This is a genomic window from Variovorax multivorans, from assembly GCF_051216835.1.
Classification (GTDB): Bacteria; Pseudomonadota; Gammaproteobacteria; order Burkholderiales; family Burkholderiaceae_C; genus Variovorax.
Genome location: NZ_JBPJZL010000022.1, coordinates 1 through 18,340, shown reverse-complemented (window position 1 = coordinate 18,340; position 18,340 = coordinate 1). Strand labels below are relative to the sequence as shown.

At 66.7% G+C, this 18,340-nt stretch carries 13 protein-coding genes and 1 pseudogene; 1 reads left to right on the top strand and 13 read right to left on the bottom strand.

The window, feature by feature from the left end; genetic code table 11:
• Positions 1 to 9: 9 nt before the first annotated feature.
• Genes ACSFCA_RS33665 through ACSFCA_RS33650 form a run of 4 tightly spaced genes read right to left on the bottom strand, consistent with a single transcriptional unit; the run spans position 10 to position 6,699 of the window.
• Complete coding sequence (locus ACSFCA_RS33665) at positions 10 to 1,020, bottom strand: hypothetical protein (protein WP_435477470.1); 1,011 nt, start codon at positions 1,018 to 1,020, stop codon at positions 10 to 12.
• Entirely contained in the window at positions 1,013 to 1,972 is a 960-nt protein-coding gene (locus ACSFCA_RS33660) for a GNAT family N-acetyltransferase (protein ID WP_435462540.1), read from the bottom strand. Before ACSFCA_RS33660 ends, ACSFCA_RS33665 begins: the two co-directional genes overlap by 8 nt.
• On the bottom strand, positions 1,965 to 3,116 hold the full coding sequence (locus ACSFCA_RS33655; protein WP_435462539.1) for a glycosyltransferase family 2 protein: 1,152 nt from the start codon (positions 3,114 to 3,116) through the stop codon (positions 1,965 to 1,967). Before ACSFCA_RS33655 ends, ACSFCA_RS33660 begins: the two co-directional genes overlap by 8 nt.
• Positions 3,109 to 6,699, bottom strand: a complete 3,591-nt coding sequence (locus tag ACSFCA_RS33650; RefSeq protein WP_435462538.1) for a methyltransferase domain-containing protein — start codon at positions 6,697 to 6,699, stop codon at positions 3,109 to 3,111. The genes ACSFCA_RS33655 and ACSFCA_RS33650 overlap by 8 nt, the downstream gene beginning before the upstream one ends.
• Before the next feature lie 307 nt (positions 6,700 to 7,006).
• On the opposite strand from ACSFCA_RS33650, the gene ACSFCA_RS33645 reads away from it, so the two are divergent.
• Positions 7,007 to 7,588, top strand: a complete 582-nt coding sequence (locus ACSFCA_RS33645; protein ID WP_435462537.1) for a GbsR/MarR family transcriptional regulator — start codon at positions 7,007 to 7,009, stop codon at positions 7,586 to 7,588.
• 15 nt (positions 7,589 to 7,603) lie between these two features.
• Here the strand turns inward: ACSFCA_RS33645 and cydX are convergent, their stop codons facing one another.
• The 9 genes and pseudogenes from cydX to ACSFCA_RS33600 all read right to left on the bottom strand — a co-directional run.
• Positions 7,604 to 7,753, bottom strand: coding sequence for a cytochrome bd-I oxidase subunit CydX (gene cydX, locus ACSFCA_RS33640; RefSeq protein WP_258354072.1), 150 nt, complete (start codon positions 7,751 to 7,753; stop codon positions 7,604 to 7,606).
• 20 nt (positions 7,754 to 7,773) lie between these two features.
• Positions 7,774 to 8,928, bottom strand: a complete 1,155-nt coding sequence (gene cydB / locus ACSFCA_RS33635) for a cytochrome d ubiquinol oxidase subunit II (RefSeq protein ID WP_435462536.1) — start codon at positions 8,926 to 8,928, stop codon at positions 7,774 to 7,776.
• Positions 8,925 to 10,544: a cytochrome ubiquinol oxidase subunit I gene (locus tag ACSFCA_RS33630; RefSeq protein WP_435462535.1), complete on the bottom strand. Its 1,620-nt coding sequence runs from the start codon at positions 10,542 to 10,544 to the stop codon at positions 8,925 to 8,927. The genes cydB and ACSFCA_RS33630 overlap by 4 nt, the downstream gene beginning before the upstream one ends.
• 42 nt (positions 10,545 to 10,586) lie before the next feature.
• Entirely contained in the window at positions 10,587 to 12,299 is a 1,713-nt protein-coding gene (gene cydC, locus ACSFCA_RS33625) for a thiol reductant ABC exporter subunit CydC (protein ID WP_435462534.1), read from the bottom strand.
• Positions 12,296 to 13,984, bottom strand: a complete 1,689-nt coding sequence (gene cydD, locus ACSFCA_RS33620; RefSeq protein WP_435462533.1) for a thiol reductant ABC exporter subunit CydD — start codon at positions 13,982 to 13,984, stop codon at positions 12,296 to 12,298. The genes cydC and cydD overlap by 4 nt, the downstream gene beginning before the upstream one ends.
• Before the next feature lie 156 nt (positions 13,985 to 14,140).
• Positions 14,141 to 15,253, bottom strand: coding sequence for an acyltransferase family protein (locus ACSFCA_RS33615; protein WP_435462579.1), 1,113 nt, complete (start codon positions 15,251 to 15,253; stop codon positions 14,141 to 14,143).
• A gap of 59 nt (positions 15,254 to 15,312) precedes the next feature.
• A complete protein-coding gene (locus ACSFCA_RS33610; RefSeq protein WP_093050722.1) occupies positions 15,313 to 16,275 on the bottom strand; it encodes an NAD(P)H-dependent flavin oxidoreductase in 963 nt (320 codons plus the stop codon).
• 79 nt (positions 16,276 to 16,354) lie between these two features.
• A complete protein-coding gene (locus tag ACSFCA_RS33605) occupies positions 16,355 to 18,145 on the bottom strand; it encodes an acyl-CoA dehydrogenase (RefSeq protein WP_435462532.1) in 1,791 nt (596 codons plus the stop codon).
• Positions 18,146 to 18,219: 74 nt separating this feature from the next.
• A pseudogene (locus ACSFCA_RS33600) lies at positions 18,220 to 18,340 on the bottom strand (electron transfer flavoprotein subunit alpha/FixB family protein); the annotation flags it as partial.

Sequence of the window (18,340 nt, the reverse complement as noted above, 5' to 3'; positions counted from 1 at the left end):
GGCCGGTTTTCAGGCGCGGTAAGGGGGAAAGAAAGCAGTGGGCGCCGCAACGTGCGCTTCGCACAACCGGTTGAAGATGTCCGGCCTGTACACCTGCTTGAGCGCGCCGAGGGGACACTTCCTCGGGCCGAAGCGCTCCTTGAATTGCGCCACACCGTCGTCGCGTCGGATACCGCCGCCGAGGTTGAGCAGCGCAACGCCGAGGCCCTTGAGCCGCTGGATGCCGCCCCAGATCAACGCCGTCATGGTCCCGCGGCCCGCGGGCGGAATCACCACCAACGACATGTCGGCGCAGAAATCGGAATAGCCGTACAGCGCCGCGGCAACGATGTCACCGTCGATTCGAACCCCGATAGCGAGAGTGTTGTCCGCATGGCCCAAAGCCTCGAGGCTGCGCGCATTCAGCCGTGACTGGCCGCTGAAGTTCTTGCTTTCCATGAACTCGTCGGCGTTTTCCTTCAGGAAGGCAAGGAGCGCCTGCCGATCGTCGACGAGGCTGGCATCGCTGCGCTCGAAGGCCTTGAGCACGCGCCGCGGGTTCTGCGACATGGCGTCGAGCAGCGCCTGCTGCGGCGCACGCAAGTCGAGCACGTAGAGGTCGTTGTGCGCGGCATATTCCGGCAGGCTCGCACATTCCGCAGGGGCAAACAGCGGATGGACGGTGATGTAGCCGCACACATAGCCTTGCTGCCGTGCAAACGCCACCCAGCGGTCGTATCCGGCGCCCGCTTGCAGCGCAGCGCCGGCCAGGCCGGACAGGCCGTAGGGCGTGACCACGTCGAGATGGCCCTGAAAGCTACGCTCGCAGATCGGCGACACCACGCGAAGCCCCGGCGTTTCGTCGGCGTAGAGAAAGGTCGGCAGGCCAGTCGTCAGCTCGACTGCGGCACAGCTCTCCCAGGTGTGTCCGAATCCGTGGGGAATGCCTTCGAGCGCACCGCGCCAGCCGTCCCGGTCGGCCAAGGGGATCTTCCTGACCATGGGGACACCCGATGCCATGCGCGCCGCCGAATCATCCACGACCGGCTCCCGGCGCACGGTAGGCGGGGAAATAGCCACCGGGCTCTTCTTGCGGGCTGGCCTCGCTCAGGCAACGATAGGCTGCCCGGTCACCGATGCGCCCGCCCAGGTATGCCGGCAGCTGCCGCGTTGCCCAGCCCTCCTTGAAACGACTCAGCCCATCCGCGGCGTCGCCTGTGACGCCCGCGCCGGCGCCGAGGTTGATGCAGGCGAGGCCGAGTTCCGCGAAGTGCTCGATTGCCGCACTGAACATGGCGAACGAGGCGCGGTGGGCATAGCCCTGCTCGCTGTACGCGCCGAGGTGGTAGTAGGCGTGGCGCTCGTTCGCGAGCCACAGGGTCATGCCGACGGTATCGCCGTTGCGCACGGCCCGCAGCGCGGTCAACCCTGGCAAGCCGAGCTGGGCGACCAGGCTCTGCGCCGAGAAATCGGCGGCGCCCGAAATGTCGTGCCGCTCGGCCAGCGCGCCGTAAAGGCTCAGCCACTCGGCGGCGAACGCGGCGGGTTGGGCACAGACTTCGACATCGACCGCGTCCATGGCGAGCTTGATGTTGCGCCGATGATGGCTGGAGACGGCCGCCAACGCATCGCCGAGCGGGTTCAGGTCGACAACGTTGTGCATCTTGTAGATTTTCAGCAGATCCGGAAAAGCGAGGCGCAGCGTTTCTTCGTCGGTGTCATGCAACGGATCGATCACGGCGGTCACGCTGACCAGGCTGTCGTCGAGCGCGGCCAGATCGTACGGCAGCAGCGCCCAATCGTGGCAACCGAAAAGCGGGTAGCACGCGCGCGCGTCCCGGCGGCCCGTGGTGCCGACGACGTGGCTAAGCAGCCAGCCGCCCGAGCGCTGCAGCGGGATCGGCGCGGCCCCCTGTGCCACCGCTTCGGCATAGCGCCTGCAGGCGTAGGGACTTGCGATGCCGCGCCGGACCGCCGCGCTGTCGTCAGTCAAGAAACTCCTCGCCTTCCTGCGCCACGAAGGAGGTTTCACCATAGTTCTTGTAGTAGCGCGTCAATGGTTCGCGAAGAAAGTGCTTGTTCGGACGAAGGTAGTTGATCCGCCGCGCGAAGTTCCAGTCGCCCGGCTCCTGCACCCTGTAGGCGCGAACGTCGAACGGAAGGATTTTGAACCATCCATGGTGAAACACCATCGAGGTGCCGACCTCGCCGTGCTCGAAACGCCCATTGCCATGGGGCACCCAGGAACCGTCGCGCTGCAGGAACCAGAAGCTGTGCCAGATGAAGTCCGCCCGTGTCTCGCGCGAAACATCGATCAGCCGTTCGATCCGATGCAGCTCGAAGGCGTCGTCGTCGTCGAGGTAGGTGATGAAGCTGCCCCTCGAAAGAGGGCGAGCCACGTTGGCCGGCTCGGTACCGGCAACCAGCCAGCGGTCGCGCCCGGGCCGCGGATAGGGCCCGCGGCGGGGCATGTTGTGGAATTCGATGCGCGGGTCGTTCAACGCGCGCAGGCGTTGCTCAGTGTCGTCGGTGCAATGATCGCCAACGACGAGGATCTGCAAATTCTCATGGGTCTGGTTCATCACCGACGCCAGGCAGCGCTCGATCAGCAGGTCCGGCCGGCCGGCCGTCGCGATGCTGACCGTGACCAGGGGCGCCGGCTCCTCGAAGACCGCCTGGTAGGACTTCGTGTGACGCACCTTCTCGAACTCGTCCCTGAAGTGCGCCATTCCTTCGACCTCGCCCAGCAGGTGGTCGACGCGCTGCTGCTCGTGGGCCAGCTTGTACTCGAGCTGGGAGATTCGACCCAGGGCGTCCTCGAGGTAGGGGTCGACCGAGCCGCGCGGCGCGCGTCTTTCGGAGCGGCCGAATTCCACATAGTGCGCTAATGGATTGACACCGGCCGCCGCCACGTCGGGGTACTTCACCAGGTACCAGTCGCCATCGAAGTAGGGATTGGGCCAGAGCCCCAGGAAGACGCCCTCGGTCACGTAGTGCGCGACAAGGTCCGACGGCAAGGCCATGTTCACCAGCTGCGAGGTGTACCAATGCGCATCGAACAAGCCGCTGCGGCGGATCAGGGCATAGGCCGTGCGCTGGGATTCCGTGAACGAGGCCGGTGCTTGCATCTCACGCATGAGCCACCTTCGGACGAACCGAGGACAGCTTCTTGATGGCCGCGGGCAGTGCAAGCACGGCGGGCGGTGCGGACACGGCCGCAGGAGGGGCGTCCGAGCCGAGGATCAGCGAGAGACTCGATGCAAAGGCCTGCGCACTGTGGTCGCGCGCCACGCGAGCGCGTGCCGCCGCGGACTGCGCAACCCACATGGCCGCCTGTTCGTGCAACTCGACCGCGTTCTCCGCGAAGCTGTCGGCCAGGGCCGCGGTGCGGATTTCCAGCGGTACGGACCAGTCGAGCTGCTCGGCCATGAGCGGGGTGGCCACCACCGGCAGCCCCGCGGCCGATGCATCGAGGATCTTGATCGGAATGCCTGCTGCAAAGTGAATCGGTGCGACGAAGACACGCGCCGAAGCGAACACGCTCGACAGGTCCTCCACGGCACCCAGGATGCGCACGCCGGGCGCCATCAGTTCCGCGCGATCCTGCCCCACATGCCCGACGATGTCCAAGGTCGCATCCTTGATCCGCGCCCGGATCTGCGGCCAGACCTCCTTGATGAACCAGGCCAGGCCGACCCAGTTCGGCGCGGACGGCTCCAGCAGCCGGCCCACGAACAAGAATCCGCGGCGCCTCTCGAAAGGCACCATGGCGCCCACGTCCTTCACTGCATGGCTGAGCACGCTCACAGGCACCTTCAGGCGGTTGCGGAACTGCACAGCCTCGAGCTCGTTCACGCAGATGACGGCATCGGCGTCCAGCGCGAGCGAGACTTCCTCGCTGATCGCTTCCTGCGTGGCGGACGGCTGGGTCGCGCGTCCCGCCCACGTCGCCTCGAGCGCGGCGCGCGTGGCGAACAACGCCTCCGCGTCGTAGACGATCCGGGTGCCTCGCAGAAGATGCGGAGAAAACTCCAGCACCTTCGACACCAGGCGCATGTTGTCGGGCCGGCTGACGATGGCCGCATCGTAGTAGCCGTGGCGCTCCTGCAGGAACTCCGGCAGGCGCATCACCGTCCGGTCGACGATGAACTCGACGTCGGGGTTGAATTCCGCGCGTACCCGGGCCCAATCCGTGTTCGGGTTGTGCAGCGAGAAGAACGTGACCGCCCAGCCCGCCTGCGACGCCGCATTGATCATGGCCCTGCAGCGCGGATAGCCCGACCCCAGGGATTCGAACGGCACCTCGTTGTCGATGACCAGCAGACGCCCCATGCGAGGCTTCGAAGCGGTGCGGGCAAACAGCACGTTGGGTGCGCTCGGCGGCAGGCAGCTGGTTCGAAGAAAGCGCGCATGCCTTTCGCGCAGTTTCTTCTGGTTCCTGATGCTCTGCTCGATCGCATCGCCGCGCTTGCTCTCGCTGCCGAACTCGAAGTGATCGACGCAAGCCCCTGGCTCGTAGACCACGCGAAGGCCCCGCTCGCGCAGCCGCAGGCAGTAGTCCACTTCTTCGTAGTAGGCCGGCGCATAGCGCTCGTCGAAGCCGCCCAGGCCGTGCCAATCGCTCAGCTTGGTCATCAGGAACGCACCCGAGCAATAGTCCACGTCGCGCACAAACATGACCTCGTCGGTCTCGGCAGCCATGCCGCGGCAATACCCCTGCGTGCTTGCGTCGGCCCAGACCAGCGCGCCGGCCTCCTGCAGCAGGCCGGTGGTGTGGACCAGACGGGCACCGACCGCGCCGACATCGGGCGCCGACCGCAGGCGCTCCCACGCCGCACGCAGCGTGCCCGCGCGCACGAAGGCGTCGCTGTTGAGCAACAGCAGGGCCTGGCCCTTGGCCTGCGGTGCGGCCTCGTTGCAGCCCCGCAGGAAACCGATGTTGGATGCGCTGTTGATGACACGCACACCGTCGGCCCGCGCCAGCAGTTCGGCAGTGCGGTCGGTCGAGGCGTTGTCGAACACGATGACCTCGAAAGGCGGCGTGTCGGCAAGCTTCATCTCCGCCGCAAGCGCGCGCAGGCACTTGAGCGTGAAGTAGGCAGCGTTCCAGGTGACGACCAGCACCGAGATCAGCGGGGGCCGTTCGCTGCGCAGCGCGAGGCGCTCACCCGCGTCGAGGAAGCACTCCAGCTCGCGCTGTGCCTCTTGCATGGCCAGTTGCTTCGGCGTGAGGGGCGTCGCCTCTTCCGCAATGGCGACAGCCGCCTGCGCGACAGGCACGACGCAAGGAATCCCGGAGGGAGCGGTGGTCTGCACAGGTGCCGGCGCGGGTGCAGGAGCCGCTTCCGCGGGCTGCGTGGCCGCGCTGCTCTTTCGCGCACGCCGGGCCGCCAGCTTCTTTCCGAGCTGGCCCGTCGCCGTCCACCAGATGGCCTTGATGCCGCGGCGCGCGACCGTCCTGAGGCGCGGATGGGCGGCCAGCTGCCGCGAAGCGAAAGCGCGCACCCTCGGGAAGCTTGCACTGAGGTCGCGCAGCGGCGCGGTCACGCGCCAACTGGTCGATGCCAGCACGCCGTGCAACCGCGCCGAAGTGTCATCGAGCCCCGACGCTGCGTGCGCCAGTTGGTGCCGGGTTTCGGCCAACTGGGCGGAGAGCCGGGCCAGCTCGGCGCTGGCTGCGTTCTGCGACTGCTGGACCGTCTCACTCCATGCGCGGGCCTCTTCGAGCGCCTTGTGCTTCTCCTTCAGGCCCGCTGCCAACGTATGCGCATAGCCTTCGGCGCGCTGGAGTTCGTTCAGGAGCGCCTGAGCTTGTTGCTGAACGTTCTGCAGCGCCTGGTTCCTGTCGTTGAGCGCCGCCTCCAGCGAACGTGCGTAGCCGCCCGCGCGTTCCAGCTCGGCCCTGACCTCCCTGCTGTCCTGTTGCAGCGCGGCGACCTGGCCCACCGCCGCGAGCATCTGCTCGACGGCTGTGTCCTCCACGAAAACGCTGGCGGGAATGGCGGGCAACTGCTCGCCGAGGGCGGCAACGCCGAGCAGATACTTGGCCCTGACGACGCCGCGCCCCATCTCGTAGTGGTCGCCGCCGCGGCGCTCGAAGGTGAGCAGTTCCTGCATGACGGAATCCGGCTGGGCGAGCACAGAGCCGGCCAGCATGCGCTGTCCGCAGATCGCTACGCTCGGGAAATGGCTGCGCAGCACTGCGTCGAATTCCTGATGGGTCAGCTCGTGCACGTGGTAGGGATTGGGCTCGGTGTTCGAGATCGAATACACGTTCAGGTCAGGCGTCGAGACCAGCAGGAATCCGTTCGGCCGCAGCACCCGGCGTACCTCCTTGAAGAAGGCCTCGTGCTCGTAGAAGTGTTCGAGGGTCTCGAACGAGACCACGGCGTCCACGCAGTGGTCGGGCGCGGGAATCCGGCGGGCATCGCCCTGCACGTACCGCAGGTTGTCCGCGGTGTACTCGCGCTTGGCGTGATCCACCGTTTCCTGGGACAGTTCCACGCCCACGACCGACTTCGCGCTCTGCGCCAGCAGCGCGGAGCCGTACCCTTCGCCGGACGCCACATCGAGTACGTCGAGGCCCCTGCACATCTCGCGGGCGACAAAGTACCTGTGCAGGTGCTCGATTTCCACTTCCCCGCGCGCGATCGTGGTGAAGCGCTCGCCGGTCCAAGACAGCCCCTTGCGGGGTTGAGGCCTTCTGAAAATCTCGCCCATTCAATGCCACCTTTGTAACGATGCGGGCCCGACCCGTCGGCCCGATCCACACTGCAGCGCCGTTGCTGCAGCAGTTGTCGCCTACCCCCGCGATGGCCGGCCCCGCGAGGTTTCAGCAGGACCGAAACCGTTAACGAGAAGCCAAACGCGCACCACATTTGTGCGTAAGCTTTATGAATGTTTATTTTTGTTAACAAAAATACATCCCGCTATCCCATATATCGGTGAATTTTGTAAACTTTTGGACTATTCCAAAGATTCCGGGAGCTTCTGCAATTACGGGATGCAGCGCGCGACAATCCCGCGCATGGCAACCTCTTCCGATCTCCCGCCTCTCAACCGCCAGTTCGTCGCCCATTTCGGCGAGATGGGCAGCAAGTGGGGCATCAACCGCACCGTCGGGCAGATCTATGCGCTGATCTTCTTGTCGGAGCGCGCGCTCAACGCCGACGAGATCGCCGAACTGCTCGAGTTCTCGCGCTCGAACGTCAGCATGGGCCTGAAGGAGCTACAGGCCTGGCGGCTGGTGCACCTGCGGCATCACCCGGGCGACCGGCGCGAATACTTCGAGGCGCCTTCGGACGTGTGGGAAATCTTTCGCGTACTGGCCGAGGAGCGCCGCCGCCGCGAGATCGAACCCACGCTCTCGATGCTGCGCAACGCCCTGCTCGAATCGGCCACGAGCGACGCCGAGCGCCATGCGCAGGAGCGCATGCGCGAGATGCACGACCTGATCGACCGGCTGATGAAGTGGTTCGACGACGTGCAGCGGCTCGCGCCCGAAACCGCCATGAAGCTCATGGGCATGGGCGCGACCGTGACGAAGGTGCTGACGCTCAAGGACCGCATCACCGGCGGCGCAGCGTCGAAGAAGAAGGCGGCCGAATAGGCCTGCCTGGAGTCTCTAAAGCCGCTCCTGCCCCGCCGGCGATTCGGGCGTTCCGAGCTTGGCCTTGCGCACGGCCTCGTCGTCCATGAGTTCGTACCACATCGCATTGAGTACGGCGAAAGCGGCTGCCAGCGGCAGGCCGAGTATCCAGGCGAAGTACCACATCTTTTTTCTCCTCCGTTCGTTCAGTAGGCGTGGCCGCTCTCATCGCGGATGGCCTGCTCGTCGACCTTGCCCCACAGCACGTGATAGACCCAGCTGGTGTAGGCCACGATCAGCGGAATGAAGAAGGCCGTGACCACCAGCATGATGAACAGCGTGAGGTGGCTCGACGACGAGTCCCACACCGTGAGGCTGGCGCGCGGATCGATCGACGACGGCAGGATGAACGGGAACATCGACGCGCCCACGCTGAGGATGATGCCGGCGATGCCGAGCGCCGCCGTCAGCAGCGCGAGCACGGGGCGGCGCAGCGCGAGCCCGAGCAATGCACCCAGCGCGCCGACGAAGCCGGCTGCCGGTGCGGCGAGCGTCCACGAGTGCGCCGCGTAATTGGCGGTCCATGCGCCTGCGTGCAGTTCGACTGTCTTCAGCATCGGGTTCGACGGCCCCACCGCATCGACCACGCTGCTGATGCGGTAGCCGCCGATGCTCGTTGCCAGCAGCACACCGGCCAGCGCGTACAGCGCGATGGTGAGCACCGCCGTAACCATGCCGTAGGTGCGAGCGCGCTCGGCCACCGGCCCGGCAGTCTTCAGCAGCAGCCACGAGGCACCATGCATCACCAGCATCGCCACCGACACCAGCCCGCACAGGATCGCGAACGGATTCAGCAGGCCGAAGAAGCTGCCGTCGTAGAAGATGTGCATGTCGGCGCTGAAGCGGAACGGCACGCCCTGCAGCACGTTGCCCACGGCCACGCCGCAGATCAGCGCAGGCACGAAGCCGCTGAAGAACAGCACCCAGTCCCAGCGCGCGCGCCATTGCGGCGACTCGCGCTTGCTGCGGAACTTGAAGGCCACGGGCCGCAGGATCAGCGCCGTGAGAATCACGAACATCGCCAGGTAGAAGCCCGAGAAAGACACGGCGTACAGCTGCGGCCATGCCGCGAAGATCGCGCCGCCACCGAGGATCAGCCACACCTGGTTGCCTTCCCACACCGGGCCCACGCTGTTGATGACGACGCGGCGTTCGATGTCGTTGCGCGCGGCAAAGGGCAGCAGCATGCCGCTGCCCAGATCGAAGCCGTCGGTCACGGCGAAGCCCACCAGCAGCACGCCGATCAGCAGCCACCAGATGATGCGCAGGGTGTCGTAGTCGAGGAGTGTGTGGAGGATCATGCTGCGCTCCCGGTGGAAGGAGAAGGAATGGCCGCGCCTGCGTGGGCCGGCGGAATGTGCGAAAACGTGTCGCCCTCGTCGGGAGCGTGCTCGGCTTCAGGCCCCTTGCGGATGGCCTTGAGCATCAGCTTCATCTCGATGATGAGCAGCGTGGTGTAGATCGCGATGAAGCCCGCGAGCGTGAGCAGCAGCGTCTTCACGCCGAGGTTCGACACGGCCACTGCGGTAGGCAGCACGCCTTCGATCACCCACGGCTGGCGGCCGAACTCCGCCACCAGCCAGCCCGACTCGATGGCGATCCACGGCAGCGGGATCGCGAACACGGCGAGCTTCAGCAGCCAGCGGTAGCTGTCGAGCTTGCGGCGCGCGGAGAGCACGAAGAAGGTGCCTGTCAGCAGGATCAGCAGCATGCCGATGCCCACCATCACGCGGAACAGCCAGAACAGCGGCGCCACCTGCGGCACGGTGTCCCATGCGGCCTTGGTGATCTGCTCGTCGGTGGCCTGGCGCGGGTCGTCCACATAGCGCTTGAGCAGCAGCGCGTAGCCCATGTTGATGCCGTTGTCCTCGAAGTCGCCGCGCACACCCTGCGTTACCTTGCCGGTGCCGCCTGCCTCGCGGATCTTCTGCAGCGCGTCGTAGGCCTTGAGGCCTTCGCGGATACGGGCCTCCGCGCGCTTCACCAGTTCGTCGATGCCGGGCATCACGGTGTTGAGCGAGCGCGTGCCGATCAGGCCCATTACCCCGGGGATATGGATGGCGTAGTGCGTCTCGCGCGCTTCCTGGTCGGGGAAGCCGATGACGGTGAAGGCAGCGGGTGCGGGTTGCGTTTCCCACATGGCTTCGATGGCGGCCAGCTTCATCTTCTGGTGCTCGCCAGAGAGGTAGCCGCTCTCGTCGCCGAGCACGGCCACCGAGAGCGCGGCGGCCAGGCCGAACGAGGCCGCGACCGTCATCGAGCGCTTGGCCAGCTCGAGGTGACGGCCCTTGAGCACATACCAGGCCGACACGCCGAGCACGAACACGGCGGCGCACACGTACCCGGCCGACACGGTGTGCACGAACTTGGCCTGTGCCACCGGGTTGGTCAGCACTGCGGCGAAGTCGGTCACTTCCATGCGCATGGTCTGCGGGTTGAAGGCTGCACCCACGGGGTTCTGCATCCAGCCGTTGGCGATGAGAATCCACAGCGCCGAGAAATTGGAGCCGATGGCCACGGCCCATGTCGAGATCAGGTGGCCCACCTTGGAGAGCTTGTCCCAGCCGAAGAAGAACAGGCCGACAAAGGTGGCCTCCATGAAGAAGGCCATCAGCCCCTCTATGGCCAGCGGCGCGCCGAAGATGTCGCCGACGTAGTGGCTGTAGTAGCTCCAGTTCATGCCGAACTGGAACTCCATCACGATGCCGGTGGCCACGCCCATCGCGAAGTTGATGCCGAACAGCACGCCCCAGAATTTCGTCATGTCGCGCCAGATCACGCGGCCGGTCATCACGTAGACCGTCTCCATGATGGCGAGGATGATCGAAAGCCCGAGCGTCAGCGGCACGAACAGGAAGTGATACAGCGCCGTGACGGCGAACTGCAGGCGCGATAGCGCGACGATGTCGAGGTCCATGGGGGTTCTTCCTTTGTGTTCCCTGTTTTTTCTTTTGCGAGTTCAGTCGGGGCGCAGGCTGCGCAGTGCGGCGTCGAAGGCTTCGGTGCCGCGCCGCAGGTCGGCGACGATGCGGCCCTGGCGCATGCACACGAGGCGGTCGGCGAGCGCGGCTTCGCGGCGCAGGTGCGTGGCAATCAGCAAGGTGCGCGAGCCTGCGTGTTGGGCGAGGCGGTGCAGCACGTCGTGTGCGGTGGCGGCGTCGAGTGCTTCGGTGGGTTCGTCGAGCAGCCAGAGGGGCACGGGGCGCAGCAGCAGGCGGGCCAGTGCGAGGCGGCGCGACTGGCCGCCGGAGAGGCCCAGGCCGCCTTCGCCGAGTCGGGTGTCGAGGCCTGTGGCCAATGCGCGCACTTCGTCTTCGAGGCCTGCCGCGTGCAGTACGGCGTGCAGTTGGTCGTCGGTGGCGTTGGGCGCGGCGAGGCGCAGGTTGTCGCGCAGGCTGTCCTGGAAGAGTTCGGTGCGTTGGGTCAGAAGGCACGCGGGCTGTGCGCTCTTGCTGCCTGCTTGTGGCGTGATTTCGCCTGCGATGGCGGCGAGCAGCGTCGACTTGCCTGCGCCGCTGGCGCCGATCAATGCGACGCGCTCACCCGCGTTCAGGGCCAATGTCACGTCGCTCAGGACCGGTGTGCGACTGCCATCGTGGACCACAGTGACGCGCTGCAGTTGCAATGCGAGCGTCGCATCGGGTTCGTTCGACGTTGACGTTGAGGCGGACTCCTCGCTCATGCGCGGTGCAAGACGCCGCACCGCCAGCCACGTGCGGCCCGCATCGAGCGCACCGCGGCGCAAGGCCGCGAAGGGTTCGGTCGCGGTGAGCGCCACCAGCAGCGCCAGTGCCGCCGCCGGCGCACCGATGACGCCCTCGCCCACCAGCAGGCCGACGGCAAGCAGCACGCCGACGAGGGTCAGGGTACCCGCGCTGCCATAGGCGAAGCCGGCCGCCGCTTCGAGCTTGTTCAGTGCCAGGTCGGCCTTGGCGAGGTGCATGTCGGCGTTCATCAAAGCCTCGCGTTGCGCGTCGATTCGGCCGGCCATCACCAGATCGGTCTGCCCCGCAACAAGATCGACCGCGCGTGCGCGCAGCGCTTCGATGGCATGCGCGCGCTGCACGGCTGGCCGGCGTGCGCGCCTTGCGACGAGGAATGCGATGCCCCAGCCGGCGGTCACGAGCCACAACATCAGCGCGAGGCCCATGGCGATATGCATGAAGCCGAGCACCACACCCGCCAGCAATGCCGCGCCCAGCGCAGCGGCGGCCGGCACGAGCAGGCGAAGGTAGAGCGATTCCAGAGCGTCGATGTCCGCCGTCAAACGAAACAGCAGGCGGGCCGGGCGCATCAGCAGTTCGCGCGCCGCCTCGGCCTTTGCCCAACCACGGAACAGGCGAACGCGCAGCGTGGCGAGCACGGCGAAGGTCGCGTCGTGGGTCACGAGGCGTTCGCCATAGCGTGATGCCGTACGGCCGAGTGCCAGCAGGCGAATGCCGGCGGAGGGCATGAACACGTCGAAGGTGAAGGCGGTGGCAGCGTGCAGGCCGGCCAATGCAGTCGCGGTGATGAACCAGCCGGAGAGGCCCAGCAGCGCCATTCCTGCGAGCACGGTGACTGCGGCGAGCAGGCAGCCCAGCAGAAGAGGACGCGGCTGAGCGGCGAGGAAGGGGCGCAGCACCAGGCGCAGGTCGCGCCAATTCGTGGCGTGGAGAGGTGCCGCCTTCATGCGGCCTTCTCCATCGTTTCTGCGCCGAGGTTCACCGCGCGGTCCATGCGTGCCGCCAACACCGGGTCGTGCGTGGCGACAATGAGGGTCTTGCCGCACGCCAGTGCCACCAGTGCATCGGCGACGCGCTCGGCGGTTTCTGTGTCGAGGTGCGCCGTTGGCTCGTCCACCAGCAGCAGGTCGGCGTGCGGGTGCACCGCGATGCGCGCGAGGGCGAGTCGCACGGCTTCGCCACCAGACAGGCCATGGCCGCCCTCGCCGAGCGTTACGCCGGGATGCGCCTGCGTCACGGCCTCGAGCGATGCGAAGCGCATGGCTTCGGCGACCTGCGGGGTGTCGACACCCGCGCGCCCCAATGCCACGTTGGTTTCGACCGAGCCGGCGAAGACGTGCGGTGCCTGGCCCATCCACGCCATGCGCTGACGCAGCGCCGCCACTGTGTGGTCCGTGAGTGCCACGCCGCCGATCGATATCTCGCCTCGCGTTGCGGGCACGAGGGCTGCGAGCATTGAGAGCAATGCAGTCTTGCCAGAGCCGCTGGGGCCCGTCAGCGCGACGTGTTCGCCGGCTGCGATGCGAAGCTCGTAGCCTTCGAAGACCTCTTGCTGCTCGCCGGGCCAGGAGAAATGCAGGTTGTGGACGGCGATTGCGGGCGCGGTGGTGGACGCACCCGTTGCGGCACGTGTCAGCGAAGCGTTCGCGCCGGGCAGTGGCAGGTCGTTGCGCTGCAAGCGGTCGAGCGCCTCCAGTGCCGCTTCGCCCGCAGCCCGGTCATGCCAGACCATCGACAGCTCCCGTAGCGGCTCGAAGAACGCCGGTGCCAGCAACAGCACGAACAGTCCCTCGCCCAGGCTCAGCGTCCGGCCCCAGGCGCCGAAGCCGAGCGAGCCCAACAGGTGAAAGCCAACGTACACGGCCACCATCGCCACGCCCAACGCCGAGAAAAGCTCCAGCACGGCCGAAGAGAGAAACGCGACGCGCAGCACCGCCATCGTCCGCCGGCGCAGGGATTGCGCTGCATCGCCCAGCCGCTGCGCCGTGGTCTCCACCGCATCGAGCGCACGCAGTGTCGCCAGCCCGCGGAGGCGGTCAAGCAGGAAGGCGTTCATGCCTCCCATCTCCACCATCTGCGCTTCACTCGCAGCCTTGGCGCGCCAGCCGACGATGGCCATGAAGACCGGGATGAGCGGCGCCGCGAACAGCAGCACCAGCGCGGCCACCCATGAAAAGGCGGTCACCGCGCACAGGATGAAGATCGGCACCACCGTCGCGCGCCAACGCGCGGGCTGGTAGCGCACGAGGTACGGCACCAGCGCCTCGGCCTGCTCGGCGAGCACGCTGGCGGCGAGGCCGGAAGGCGCGCGGGTGCGGTCGAGCGGCGAGCCGCCAGCCAGCGCCGCAGCGGTTTGCGCGCGCAGCACCGTGAGTTGTGCGCGTGCACGGGTGAAGGTCCGGCGAGCGCCCCAGGCCTCGCAACCCGCCCGCAGCAGCCCGAGCAGCAGGATCGCGCCGGTGGGCCAGATCACGGCAGCAAAGCCGCGACCCGATGCCAAGCCCTGCACAGCCATCGCCAGCAGCGCCGCCTGCGGCAGCCAGAGCAGCGCCGCGGCACCCTGCACCACCCCGCCGACGTCAGGCGACGCGAAGGCCCGCAGCGGCGATCGGGATGGCGAGTGCTTGGTCATTCCTTGGTTTCGTGTATTTTCAGTAATTACTGAAATCTCCACAATCATACCGAAGATGCGAGCGGCTGACGAGCCCGCAGACTGCACGCTCCGGCGCTCGAGCGCAACCGGGTTCAGGAAGATTCGGCCAGTGCGCCTACGCGGGCGCCCCCGTCCTTAATGAGAAACGACTAGCCCGGTGACCAGCAGCGCAGCAAAAAGCGTGAACACTGCGCGCCATGAGGCGGGGCGCGCTTCCACCCAGCGGTACAGCAGCGCCGCAGCGGCCACTGACAGGCCGAAGGTCGCCACAAGGCCGGCCGCGTCGAACCACGCGCCGTGCAGCCCGGAGTTCGCAACCGCCGCATTCATGGCAAGCAGTACCGGAAAATGGATCAGGAACAGCGAGTACGACATGCGCCCCATTCGCAGCAAAGGCAGAGCCAAGGTGGGCCAGTGCTTAGGCGAGAGCCAGTTGCGGCGCTGCGCGATGGCGATCAGCAGCGCCGTGACCAGCGCCGTGGCGATACGGCTGCGCCAGTCGATGGCCAGTGCGCCCGCCCCCACCAGCGCAAGCAGTGCGATCGCGCTCTGCCATGTGCTGGACCGCGTGGCGCGCCCGATCCAGAACACCAGCATGCCCAGGCCGTAGGTGCCGAAGAAATAGAAGGCTGTGTCGTCCAGCCCGGCATTGCGATTGAAGAGCGCCAGCGAAGCCACGGCCAGCCCGAGCACCAGCGCCACGGGCATCCAGCGCGCTTGCCCGCTCAGCAGCGGCGAGCCACTCGAGCGCTGCAGCATCGTGGGCAGGCCCACCAGTGCCAGCGCCAGCGCGAACAGCTGGAAGTCGATGGCTACATACCAGACGCCCGTCGACAACGACTCGTAGCCCAGCAGGTCCTGCAGCAGCAGCCCGTGCGCGACGAGTTGCCCGAAGGTCGGCGACGCAGGCACCACCTCTTCGTCGAGCCACGGCCGCACCACCGCCGCGACCAGCACGCACACCGTGAGCGCCGCGAGGTACGGCATGACCAGCCGCCCATAGCGCTGCAGGATGCGCGTCACCGGCCGCTCCACACGCAACATGCCGTCGGGCGCAAGGCTGGCGGCCGCAAGAAAACCGGCGATGACGAGAAACACCTGCACCGCCAGCCGGCCTTCGTTGGCCAGCCACGAGAAGAAATCAGGCGCGAGCGCATACGCGCCGGCTGGCATCGGGCCGTAGCGCGAGAGATGGTGTCCGACGATCACCGCACAGGCGATGCCCTTGGCCGCGTCGAGCAGCGGCATGCGTCCCAGCGATGACGGCGGCGCGCCGGCAGCAGGCGCGGCGCCGTTCGCAGTGGCAGTCAAAGCGCGAGCCGTTGCCTTGCTTCCTGGTATTCGCGCTTGAGCTTTTCGATGAAGGCCGCGGCGCTGGCCACTTCGGTCACGGCGCCAATGCCCTGGCCCGAGCCCCAGATGTCCTTCCAGGCCTTGGCTTTGCTGCCTTCGCCGCCGCCGAAGTTCATGGTCTTCACGTCGCCCTCGGGCAGGTTGGCCGGGTCCATGCCGGCCTTGACGATGCTGGGCGCGAGATAGTTGCCGTGCACGCCGGTGAAGAGGCTCGAATAGACGATGTCGTCCGAGCTGCCGTCGACGATGGCCTGCTTGTAATCGTCGCTCGCACGTGCTTCCTCGGTCGCGATGAAGGCCGTGCCGATGTAGGCAAAGTCGGCGCCCATGGCCTGCGCGGCAAGCACCGCACCGCCGGTGGCGATGGAGCCCGACAGCGCGATGGGGCCGTCGAACCACTGGCGAATTTCCTGCACGAGCGCGAACGGGCTCTTCACGCCCGCATGGCCGCCGGCACCGGCCGCCACGGCGATGATGCCGTCGGCCCCCTTCTCGATGGCCTTCTGCGCGAACTTGTTGTTGATGATGTCGTGCAGCGTCACGCCGCCGTAGCTGTGCACCGCGTCGTTCACGTCGGTGCGCGCGCCCAGCGAGGTGATGACGATCGGCACCTTGTACTTCACGACCATCTCCATGTCGTGCTCGAGCCGGTCATTGCTCTTGTGCACGATCTGGTTGATGGCGAACGGGGCGGCGGGCTTGTCGGGGTTGGCCTTGTTGTAGGCCGCGAGCTCTTCGGTGATCTCGATCAGCCACTCTTCGAGCTGCGCCGCGGGGCGCGCGTTGAGCGCCGGCATCGAGCCGACCACGCCCGCCTTGCATTGCGCAATCACGAGCTTGGGGTTGCTGATGATGAACAGCGGCGAGCCGATGATCGGCAGCGGCAGGTTCGCGAGTACGGGGGGCAGCTTGGACATGTCGTCTCCGGAGATGGGTTCGGTTTTATAAGAGAGAGAAGCCGCCATCGCCCGTCAGATGGGCGACAGCGGCAACGTGTCAGAAGGCGTCGAGCGCCATTGCCGTGACGCTCTCGGCGCCGTCGACGATGCTGTCGCGGATGCCCGGCACCTTGTTGAGGATGTGCTCTGCATAGAAGCGCGCGGTGGCGATCTTGGCCAGCATGAAGTCGGTGTCGAAGCTGCGCGAGGCGAGGTCCTGCGCAATGATCAGCGAACGTGCGAGCTGCCAGCCGGCCACGAGGTTGCCCGCGAGCATCAGGTAGGGCACGCTGCCCGCGAACACCGCGTTGGGCGATGCCTTGGTCTGGCCTGCAACGAAATCGACCACGTCGATGAACGCCAGGCGCGCGGCCTTCAGGCGCTTGAGCACGGCTGCCGCGGCGGGGCTGTCGCTCTTGGCGAGCTCGGCTTCGGTCTTCTCGATCTGCGCGGCAATCGCCTTCGCGGTCTGGCCGCCGTCACGGGCGGTCTTGCGGCCCACGAGGTCGTTGGCCTGGATGGCGGTGGTGCCTTCGTAGATCGTCAGGATCTTGGCGTCGCGGTAGTACTGCGCCGCACCGGTCTCCTCGATGAAGCCCATGCCGCCGTGCACCTGCACGCCGAGCGATGCCACTTCGAGGCTCATCTCGGTGCTGTAGCCCTTCACCAGCGGCACCATGAATTCGTAGAAGGCCTGGTTCTGCTTGCGCGCATCCGCGTCGGGATGATGGTGCGCAGCGTCGTAGGCAGCGGCGGCCACGCTGGCCATCGCGCGGCAGCCTTCGGTGTAGGCGCGCATCGTCATCAGCATGCGCTTGACGTCGGGGTGGTGAATGATGGGCGCGCTGGCGTTGATGGAGCCATCGACGGGGCGGCTCTGCACGCGGTCTTTTGCATAGGCCACGGCGTGCTGGTAGGCGCGCTCCGCAATCGCGATGCCCTGCATGCCCACCGCATAGCGGGCCGAGTTCATCATGATGAACATGTACTCGAGGCCGCGGTTCTCCTGGCCGACGATGTAGCCCACGGCACCGCCATGGTCGCCGTACTGCAGCACGGCAGTGGGCGAGGCCTTGATGCCCATCTTGTGCTCGATGCTCACGCAGTGCACGTCGTTGCGTTCGCCCAGCGCGCCGTCCTTGCCGACCATGAACTTCGGCACCACGAACAGGCTGATGCCCTTCACGCCCTCGGGCGCGCCGGTCACGCGGGCCAGCACGAGGTGCACGATGTTCTCGGCCATGTCATGCTCACCGTAGGTGATGAAGATCTTGGTGCCGAACACCTTGTAGGTGCCGTCGGGCTGCGGCTCGGCGCGGCTGCGCACCATGGCGAGGTCACTGCCGGCCTGCGGCTCGGTGAGGTTCATCGTGCCGGTCCACTGGCCGCTCACGAGCTTTTCGAGGTACACCGCCTTGAGCTCGTCGGAGCCGGCCGTGAGCAGCGCCTCGATGGCGCCGTCGCTCAGCAGCGGACACAGCGCGAAGCTCATGTTGGCCGAGTTGAGCATCTCGCCGCAGGCCGCGCCGATGGTCTTGGGCAGGCCCTGGCCGCCGAAGTCCGCCGGATGCTGCAGACCCTGCCAACCGCCCGACACGTACTGCGCAAAGGCTTCCTTGAAGCCCGGCGTGGTGGTGACCGCGCCGTCCTTGAACGACGAGGGGTTGCGGTCGCCCGCCACGTTCAGCGGCGCGACCACGTCCTGGTTGAAGCGCGCGCATTCCTCGAGCACGGCCTGCGCGGTTTCGAGGCCGGCGTCTTCGAAGCCCGGCAGCTTCGCGATCTCGCCGATGTTGGCCAGGTGCTCGATGTCGAACAGCATGTCCTTGATGGGGGCGGTGTAGCTCATGTCTTGTCTCCAGATACAGCGGATACGAAAAGGGCATCGCGAACGATGCCCTCTGGCTCAGTGCAGCAATGCGATCAGAGCGCCTTCACCAGTTCCGGCACAGCCGTGAACAGGTCGGCCACGAGGCCATAGTCGGCTACCGAGAAGATCGGGGCCTCTTCGTCCTTGTTGATCGCCACGATCACCTTGGAGTCC

Excerpts from the sequence above, each read along its gene's own strand:
- ACSFCA_RS33645 (WP_435462537.1), top strand. The coding sequence starts at position 7,007 with ATGGCAACCTCTTCCGATCTCCCGCCTCTCAACCGCCAGTTCGTCGCC.
- cydB (WP_435462536.1), bottom strand. The coding sequence starts at position 8,928 with ATGATCCTCCACACACTCCTCGACTACGACACCCTGCGCATCATCTGG.
- ACSFCA_RS33615 (WP_435462579.1), bottom strand. The coding sequence starts at position 15,253 with ATGCCGCTGCTCGACGCGGCCAAGGGCATCGCCTGTGCGGTGATCGTC.
- cydX (WP_258354072.1), bottom strand. The coding sequence starts at position 7,753 with ATGTGGTACTTCGCCTGGATACTCGGCCTGCCGCTGGCAGCCGCTTTC.
- ACSFCA_RS33605 (WP_435462532.1), bottom strand. The coding sequence starts at position 18,145 with ATGAGCTACACCGCCCCCATCAAGGACATGCTGTTCGACATCGAGCAC.
- ACSFCA_RS33630 (WP_435462535.1), bottom strand. The coding sequence starts at position 10,544 with ATGGACCTCGACATCGTCGCGCTATCGCGCCTGCAGTTCGCCGTCACG.
- cydD (WP_435462533.1), bottom strand. The coding sequence starts at position 13,984 with ATGACCAAGCACTCGCCATCCCGATCGCCGCTGCGGGCCTTCGCGTCG.
- ACSFCA_RS33610 (WP_093050722.1), bottom strand. The coding sequence starts at position 16,275 with ATGTCCAAGCTGCCCCCCGTACTCGCGAACCTGCCGCTGCCGATCATC.
- ACSFCA_RS33650 (WP_435462538.1), bottom strand. The coding sequence starts at position 6,699 with ATGGGCGAGATTTTCAGAAGGCCTCAACCCCGCAAGGGGCTGTCTTGG.
- ACSFCA_RS33655 (WP_435462539.1), bottom strand. The coding sequence starts at position 3,116 with ATGCGTGAGATGCAAGCACCGGCCTCGTTCACGGAATCCCAGCGCACG.
- cydC (WP_435462534.1), bottom strand. The coding sequence starts at position 12,299 with ATGAAGGCGGCACCTCTCCACGCCACGAATTGGCGCGACCTGCGCCTG.